General features: G+C 65.5%; 1 pseudogene. It reads left to right on the forward strand.

What is annotated here, in order from left to right:
* Positions 1-132: 132 nt before the first annotated feature.
* A pseudogene (locus ACBJ32_RS59395) lies at positions 133-510 on the forward strand (transposase); the annotation flags it as partial.
* Positions 511-635: the final 125 nt, after the last annotated feature.

Consider the following 635-nt stretch of genomic DNA (forward strand, 5'->3'; position numbering starts at 1 on the left):
GGGTTCCGCCGCCTGCGCATCCGCTGGGAGATCCGCGACGACATCCACGAAGCCTTCATGACACTCGCCGCGGCGATCATCTGCTGGCGACGCCTCGTCCGCTGATCTTTCTGTTAGGACCTCTTAGGCATCCCCGAGCCCAGCGCCTGCGTCATCGACAGCCAGAGCGTCAAGACCTCCACCAACGTCCCCCTCGACACCCAGGGCATCGACGCGGCCAAGAAGATCGTCGGCCGCAAACGCGGCATCCTGGCCGACACCCTCGGCCTGCTCCTGGCCATCACTGTCGCCGCCGCCGACGTGTCCGACAACGCCATCGGCCAAACCCTGCTCACCCAGGCCAGCCACACCTATCCCGAGATCACCAAGGCCTGGGTGGACACCGGCTTCAAGAACGCCGCCATCGAACATGGCGCCCGCCTCGGTATCGACGTCGAAGTGGTCCCACGGCGCGCTCATCAGCCGGGCTTCCACGTCGTCAAACGCCGCTGGGTCGTCGAACGCACCCTGTGCGCCGCGAGGCGCTCTGTTGCATCCCCGGCATAGCCGGGAGGGACTTGGAGGGAGGTTCCTGGGTCGAATGACTGACCTGGATCCGAAAGGTGAAGGGGACAACAGCATGTCAGGAAACCCGG

Origin of the sequence: Nonomuraea sp. GTA35 (assembly GCF_041950525.1) — a bacterium.
In the GTDB taxonomy this organism is placed as follows: Bacteria; Actinomycetota; Actinomycetes; order Streptosporangiales; family Streptosporangiaceae; genus Nonomuraea.